Here is a 6874-nt window from a genome sequence, read left to right as displayed (position 1 = left end):
ATGCGACCCGCGCACGAGCGGCGACGCCGGACCGGCTGCGCCGCCGCCCACGAGTCGGGCAGCCGGACGTCGAGCATGCGCTGGATCCGCCGCACGTGCTGGGCGTGCGCCCGGACGACCGCCGGGTGGTCGGCGTGCACGTCGAGCAGGCGAGCCGTGCCCGCGAGCAGGCCGGCCGTGTCGGCCCAGACCTGCTCGAACGCCGCCTGGTCGCCGTGCAGGCCGGCCTCCAGCAGCGGGTCGATGCGGGCGTCGAACGTCCGCATCCATTGCGCGTGCGCCATCAGCAGCAGGTCGTCGAGCGAGTCGAACTCGCCCAGGGCCTCGCGGACCAGCTCGGGCAGGGCGGACGGATCGTTCGCGATCGCGTCGGTGAGCGTGTGCAGGGCGTGCTGGCTGGCGGCCGTGCGCTGCCACGCGGTGGGGTTCAGGGTCGAGGTCGTCATCGGTTTTCCTCTCGCGCGTTCCTCGAGAACTGGATGGGCCGACGCAGTGTTCGTCACCTGCGCCGTGTCACTCACATACACAGTGTATGTCTTATGCTGCGAGTATGTCACTTCCCCGCAGCCGGCGCCAGCAGTATTCCGAGGAGACGCGCGAGGCCTTGCTCACGACGGCGCGGGCCCAGTTCGTCGACCGCGGGTACGCCAGGACGGCGCTGGCCGACGTCGCGTCCGCCGCCCAGGTCACGCGCGGCGCGGTCTACCACCACTTCAAGGACAAGCAGGACCTCTTCGCCGCGGTGCTGGACCGGACCGAGGCCGAGGGCATGGAGGCCGTGCGCGACGCGTACCTCGCCCACGAGGACACCGTGACCGGCGCCTTCGCGGCCATCAGCGCCTACCTCGACCACGGACTGGATCCCGAGTACGCCGAGATCGTCCTGCGCCAGGGACCGATCGCCCTGGGCTGGGAGTCCTGGATGAGCTGTCAGACCGAGTACGCGGCAGGCCTGATCCAGCAGATCATCACGTCACTGGTCGCGTCGGGACGCATCGTCGCACTGCCCATCGAGACCACCTCGGCCATCACGTTCAACGCGCTGGCCGGGTGCGCCACGGCCATCGCCGGCACTCCTGCCCAGGACCGCCAACGGGTCCGGCAGGAGTGCGGCGAGGTCATGGTGCACCTGCTCAGCGGCCTGCTGGTCTGACTACTCGACCAGCTTCTGGGCCGCCTCGAGCGCCCGGGCCATGGCGTCGATCCGCTGCTGGTAGGTCGCCAGGTCGCCGTCCTCGAGCGCGGCCTGGGCCTGGTCGTAGTAGCGCGACGCGTCGGCCAGGTACTGAGCGGCCGTCTTCGCCTCACCACCGGTGTCGCCGTCCGGAGCGGGGGTCTCCGGCTCGGGATCGGCAGGCGGAGCGCTGCCCTCCTCGAGATCGAGCGCCACCCGAAGCGCCTCGTCGAGGGTCTGGCCCACGCCGACGCCCTCACCGAACGTCGCGGTGATCAGCTGGAGCACCGGGTAGGAGCCCTCACCCACGCGCTGGATGTAGATCGGCTGGACGTAGAGCATCGCGCCCCCGACCGGCAGGGTCAGCAGGTTGCCGCGCAGGATCCTGGTGTTCTGGGACTGCTCGTACTGCAGCAGTGCCGCTCGGACGCCGGCGTCGGACTCGAACGCGGCAGCGATCTGGTTGGGACCGCCCACCCGGGTGTCACTGGGCAGCTCGAGGATCTGGAGCTTGCCGTAGCCCTCGGTGTCGGAGGCCTCCGAGTTGACGCTCATGAACGACGCCAGGTTCTGGCGGTTGTTCGGCAGGTAGACGCTGGTCAGGCTGAACCGCGGCGTCTCGTCGCCGGGACGGGCCGTCGAGAGGTAGTACGGCGGCTGCTTCGTGCTGCCGGCGGCCGACGGGTCCTCGGGGATCTTCCACCGCTCGCCGTCCTCGTAGAACGTTTGGGCGTTCGTCACGTGGTAACGGCTGAGCACGTCGCGCTGGACCTTGAACAGGTCGACCGGGTAGCGCAGGTGCTGCAGCAGCGACTCGCTGATCTCGGACTTGGGCTCGATGATGCCCGGGAAGACCTTCGACCACGTCTTGAGGATCGGGTCCTCGGTGTCCCACTCGTACAGCGTCACGGTGCCGTCGTACGCGTCGACGACCGCCTTGACGGAGTTGCGCATGTAGTTGACCTGGTCGGTCGGCAGCGCGATCTGGCTGGCGCCGTCGGTCAGCGTGTCACTCGTGGCCGTGGCCAGCGAGCGCGACTCGGAGTAGGGGTACGTGTTGCTGGTCGTGTAGCCGTCGACGATCCACTTGACCTTCCCGTCGACGACGGCCGGGTAGGTGTCGCCGTCGAGCGTCAGCCACGGGGCGACCTTGCGGACGCGGTCGCGCGGGTGACGGTCGTACAGGATCTTGGAGTTCTCGTTGACGCGGTCCGACAGCACGAGGTTGGGCTCGGCGAACTTGAGCGCGTAGAGCGCCTGGTTGAACAGCGTGCCCATCGGGACGCCGCCCTTGCCGTCGTACGTGTTGGCGCTCGAGTCGCCACCGTCCTCGGCGGCGTCCTCGCCGCCGCCGCGCGGGGTGTCGACCTCGATCGGGGCAGCCCCGTCCGGGCGGCCCACGATCGAGTACGAGGGTGACTTCTCGCCGAAGTAGATCCGCGGTGCGCCGTCGAACTCGAGCTCACCCGTGGGCGGGATGTCGCGCGCGACCCACTGCGGCTCGCCCTGCGACCCGCGCTTGTTGCCGTAGGCGGCGATCACGCCGTAGCCGTGCGTGTAGACCGTGTGGTCGTTGGACCACGTCCGCTGCGATGCCTGCAGGCCGTCGAGGTCGACCTCACGCGCCGCGATGATGACGTCCTGCGGCTGCGGGTTGTCCCCGATCGCATAGCGGTCGACGTCGAGCGTCCCCTGGACGGTGTAGTAGCCACGGACCTGCTGCAGCTGCTGGAACGCGGGCGAGATGAGCGTCGGGTCGAGCAGTCGGGTGCTGACACGCGCCTCGGCCGAGGCGTTGAGCTCCTGCGGGGTCAGCTCGGTCTTGGCCGAGTAGTCCTGCGTCTCGACGTCGTCGACGCCGAAGGCCGCGCGGGTGCTCTCGATGTTCTTGGCCAGGTATGGCCCCTCACGGTCCGGCTCGGACGGCTTGACCTGGAACTGCTGCATGATCGCCGGCCATGCGGCGCCGATCAGCAGCGAGGCCAGGAACCACAGGCCCAGCCCCAGAGCCGGGAGAGTCCACGAGCGCAGGAAGATCGTCGAGAAGAACATCACGGCACACAGGACCGCCACCACGACGAGGATGTTCTTGGCCGGGATCTCGGCATTCGCGCCGGTGTGCTTGATGCCGTCGAACAGTCCTGACGAGTCGTACGCCATCGCGTAGCGGTCGAGCCAGTAGTTCACGGCGCGCACGAGCATCGCGAGGCCGATCAGCACGGCCACCTGGACCTGGGCGGCGCGCGAGAAGCTGGGGCCCTTCTGGCCCAGGCGGATGCCGCCGAAGACGTAGTGCGTGAACGCCACCGCGACCGCCGTGATCAGCAGCAGACTGAACACGAACGACACGAGGAACGTCAGCCACGGCATGTCGAAGACGTAGAAGCCGATGTCCTTGCCGAAGTGCGGGTCGTCCTGGCCGAAGGGCGTGCCCTGGCGCCACATCTGGAACGTCTCCCAGCGGCTGCTGCCGATGAGGCCGGCGAAGAACGCCACGAACAGCGAGGCGGCGATCAGCGCGATCCGTGCGATCGGCGCGAGTGCGAGGCGATAGCGCGCAGCGGGGTCGTCACGACGCAGGCCGAGCGGGTTCGGCCGGTTCCGGTGCGCGAGCCACACGTTGACGCCCACCACGAGCCCGGCGAACAGCCCGAAGGCGACGAACAGCCCGATGCGGGTCAGCAGGACGGTCGTGAACACGCCCTGGAAGTCGATCGAGCGGAACCACAGCCGCTCGGTCCACAGGCTGACGAACAGCGATCCCGCGACGAGGAGCACGCCGAGCGTGACGATCGTCGGGATGAGCACCCGCCGCCCTCGGTCGGAACGCGGCTCGGGGTCGCGTCGGGGGGGTGTCGATCCGAAGATGTCGCTCACGATTCTCCTGGCTCACAACAGCGTGGGTCTGGTGGCGCCAGCCTACGGGGTGGACCGCAGGGCGGAGCGTCGCGCTCCGGGCGCTCAGTCCTCCAGCGTGGCGGCGACCAGCGCGACGAGTCCCGGCAGCATCCCCGGGCCCTCGATGAGCGGCGCGTCCGCGGGCACCCGTGGGCGGACCGCGGCGTGCGCCGAACCGTCCCGCAGCGCCGCGGCGACGATGCGCATCTCCTGGCGGTCCGGGTGCTGGGCCGCGAACTCGATCGCCTCGGCCGGATCCTGCGGCACCTGCGCCTCCGCCTCGGGCGGCAGGGTGAGTCGCTCGATCACGACGGCGCACCCGGCGACCTCCTGCGGCCAGCCGATCTCGGGCAGCAGCTCCTCGACCTCGCGTCCGGCCGGCAGCTCCTGCTCGATCGGGGTGTACGAGTCGGGCTCGCCCAGCTGGTCGGCGAGCTCGGGCTGCTTGGCCAGCAGGTCGGCCGTCAGCACGAGCGCGAACAGTCGCGGCTGCTGGTCCCAGCCACCGCCGGCGACGTGGTCCTCGACCTCGAGCGCGGCACGACGGACCGGTGAGTCCTCGCCGAACCCCTCGCCCGTCACCTTCACCTTCACGTCATCCACAGGACGACACCTCCGCCTTCGGGTCCTCGGCGAGCGTGCCGACTGCATCGATCGCCTCTGTCAGTGTGCCCACCTTGACCAGGGTCATGCCGAAGTCGTCGCCGTCGGCCGCCTCGGTGCAGTTGTCCGCCGGCACGAGGAAGATGTCGGCGCCAGCCCGGGCCGCCCCCGCCATCTTCTGGCGCACGCCGCCGATCGCACCCACCTGGCCCTCCGGTGTGATCGTCCCCGTCCCGGCGACGTGCTGGCCTCCGGTGAGAGCGCCGGGCGTCAGCGAGTCGTAGATCGCCAGCGCGAACATCGTGCCCGCACTCGACCCGCCGACCCGGTCGCCGATGTGGTTCTGGATGTCGATGGGGAACCTGAAGCCCGAGCCGACCGTGATGCCGATGCGGGCCTTCTCGCGGTCGTCACCGATCGCCGTGGTGGTGATGACGGCGGTGCCCTCGTCGCCTCCGCGTCGGTAGCCGACCTTGACGTCGTCGCCGGGCTTGCGGGTGCCGATCGCCTGGCCGACCGACTCGGGCGTGGTGACCTTGCGGCCGTCCACGCTGACGATGAGGTCGTCGGCCTCGAGCTTGCCGTTCGCGGGGCCGTCCTCGACGACGCCCGCCACCTTCGGCACCTCGGTGACCTCGATGCCGGCCGCGCGCAGCGCCGCGGCCTTCGAGGCATCCTGCGAGCTGGCCAGCTGGGCCGCGCCCTCGGCGCTGGACTGTTCATTGGTCTGCTGGTCCGGGTAGATGAACTCGTGGGGCACGACGGCCACCTCGGGATCGAGCCACCCCTGGATCGCGGCCGCCAGCGACATCGTCGACTCGGCCCGCGTGACCGAGACCGTCGTGAAGTCGAGCTGGCCGTCGGTGGGATACGTGCGCACCCCGTCGCCGAACGTCAGCATCTCGGTGCCCTCGATCTCACCGAGGGTGTCGAACACCGGGCCCGGCTTCATCGTCACGTAGGGCACCGGCACGAAGGCGATGAGGCACGTCAGGACGGTGATGAGGGACAGGCCGACCGACAGTGTCAGGGTGCGGCGGCTCAGCCGCATCGGGGATGCCACAACGACACCCTAGAGCCCCTGTCGTGATGGCCCATGACGATCCTTCCGCGGTGGGGTGCGCGCGCCGCATCGGATTTGGGCGCCACGATCTAGGCTGAGCCCATGGCCGAGGAACCCCGCGAGGAACCGCACAACCCGTTCAAGGGCACGCCGCTGGAGGGCCTGTTCGGGCAGATGGCCGCAGGCCAGTTCGACCTCAACCAGATGATGTCGCAGATGCAGGCGATGTTCGAGCCGCACGAGGGTGCCGTCAACTACCGGCTCGCCGCCGACGTGGCCCGTCACGTCGTCGCGGCCCAGGGCGAGGACCCGAGCCCGCACGGCGGTCAGGCCGGTGCCGTCTCGGACGCCAGCCGCCTGGCGCAGATGTGGCTCGACAAGGTCACGGACCTGCCCACCGCGGTGACGTCGGCCGCTGCGTGGAGTCGCGCCGAGTGGGTCGAGACCACGATGCCGACGTGGCAGATCATGGTCGAGCCCGTCGCCCAGCACGTCGTCGCCTCGATGGGTGACGCGATGCCGCCCGAGGCGAAGGCCATGGCCGGGCCGCTGCTCGGGATGCTCAACCAGGCCGGCGGGGCGATGTTCGGCCAGCAGGTCGGCTCGGCGATCGGCGCCCTCGCGACCGAGGTGCTCTCCTCGACCGAGGTCGGCCTGCCACTCGGTCCCGAGCACACGGCCGCCGTCCTGCCGAGCAACCTGACTGCGTTCGCCGAGGACCTCGAGGCCGCCAAGTCCGACGTCCTGCTCTACGTCATGCTGCGCGAGGAGGCCCACCATCGCCTCTACGCCCACGCGACGTGGCTGCGGGCCGCGGTGCTGGGTGCGATCGAGGACTTCGCCCGCGGCATCCGGATCGACGTGGCCTCCATCGAGGAGCAGATGCGCTCGATCGACCCGTCCAGCCCCGAGGCCATGCAGGAGGCCTTGTCCGGCGGCGTCTTCGACCCGACCACGACGCCCGAGCAGGAGCGCGCGAAGGAGCGCCTCGAGCTGCTGCTCGCGCTGGTCGAGGGCTGGGTCGACGAGGTCGTGGCGCAGGCCACGGCCGACGTCATGCCCGCCGCCCCCGCGCTGGCCGAGGCGATCCGCCGTCGTCGCGCGACCGGCGGCCCCGCCGAGGACACGTTCGCGTC

General features: G+C 70.2%; 6 protein-coding genes. 2 read left to right on the top strand and 4 right to left on the bottom strand.

The window, feature by feature from the left end; all coding sequences use genetic code 11:
- Window positions 1-446, bottom strand: a 446-nt coding sequence (locus RT323_RS15510) for a hypothetical protein (protein WP_313410052.1), incomplete at its 3' end; no start/stop codon positions are given.
- A gap of 104 nt (window positions 447-550) precedes the next feature.
- On the opposite strand from RT323_RS15510, the gene RT323_RS15505 reads away from it, so the two are divergent.
- On the top strand, window positions 551-1153 hold the full coding sequence (locus RT323_RS15505; RefSeq protein WP_313410051.1) for a TetR family transcriptional regulator: 603 nt from the start codon (window positions 551-553) through the stop codon (window positions 1151-1153).
- On the opposite strand, the gene RT323_RS15500 is transcribed toward RT323_RS15505, so the two are convergent.
- From RT323_RS15500 to RT323_RS15490, 3 genes are all read right to left on the bottom strand, one after another.
- Entirely contained in the window at window positions 1154-3982 is a 2829-nt protein-coding gene (locus RT323_RS15500; protein WP_313410050.1) for a UPF0182 family protein, read from the bottom strand.
- Window positions 3983-4135: 153 nt separating this feature from the next.
- Window positions 4136-4675 (bottom strand): PPA1309 family protein, encoded by a 540-nt coding sequence (locus RT323_RS15495; protein ID WP_313410049.1) that lies wholly within the window; start codon window positions 4673-4675, stop codon window positions 4136-4138.
- Window positions 4668-5738 carry a PDZ domain-containing protein gene (locus tag RT323_RS15490; RefSeq protein ID WP_313410047.1) on the bottom strand — a complete coding sequence of 357 codons (1071 nt, stop codon included), beginning with the start codon at window positions 5736-5738 and terminating at the stop codon, window positions 4668-4670. The genes RT323_RS15495 and RT323_RS15490 overlap by 8 nt, the downstream gene beginning before the upstream one ends.
- A gap of 102 nt (window positions 5739-5840) precedes the next feature.
- Between RT323_RS15490 and RT323_RS15485 the strand changes: the two genes are divergently transcribed.
- A partial coding sequence (locus RT323_RS15485) for a zinc-dependent metalloprotease (protein ID WP_313410045.1) occupies window positions 5841-6874 on the top strand: 1034 nt, incomplete at its 3' end.

The sequence above is a fragment of the Aeromicrobium sp. genome, assembly GCF_032084975.1.
Lineage (GTDB): Bacteria > Actinomycetota > Actinomycetes > Propionibacteriales > Nocardioidaceae > Aeromicrobium.
This window is presented reverse-complemented; position numbering and strand designations above follow the sequence as displayed.

Bases quoted from the DNA above. Each gene is read 5' to 3' on its own strand.
- RT323_RS15505 (WP_313410051.1), top strand. From the start codon at position 551: ATGTCACTTCCCCGCAGCCGGCGCCAGCAGTATTCCGAGGAGACGCGC.